At 59.0% G+C, this 288-nt stretch carries 1 protein-coding gene; it reads right to left on the bottom strand.

All coding sequences use genetic code 11. From position 1 onward, the window contains the following. Window positions 1–288 (bottom strand): SDR family NAD(P)-dependent oxidoreductase (locus SB764_RS39360; protein WP_410866659.1); only part of this gene is annotated, 288 nt, incomplete at both ends.

Raw genomic sequence — 288 nt, 5'->3', positions numbered from 1 at the left:
GATCCGCTCGTTCAACACCTTTTCCGGAACCGCAAGAACCATCTCCGTGCCGATATAACCGGGGCAGACGGCGTTGACCGTGATGTTCTTCGCCGCACCCTCTTGCGCCAGCGCCTTGGTGAAGCCGAGATCGCCGGCCTTGGCAGCGGAATAGTTGACCTGCCCCATCTGGCCTTTCTTGCCATTGATCGACGAGATATTGACGATACGGCCGAAGCTGCGGTCACGCATGCCGCCCCAGACCTGATGGGTCATGTTAAAGAGGCCGGTGAGGTTGGTGTTGACGAC

This window comes from Paraburkholderia sp. SIMBA_027, from assembly GCF_046535315.1.
Classification (GTDB): domain Bacteria; phylum Pseudomonadota; class Gammaproteobacteria; order Burkholderiales; family Burkholderiaceae; genus Paraburkholderia; species Paraburkholderia tropica.
The sequence above is the reverse complement of the archived record's forward strand: the minus strand, read 5'-3'. Positions and strand labels throughout refer to the sequence as shown.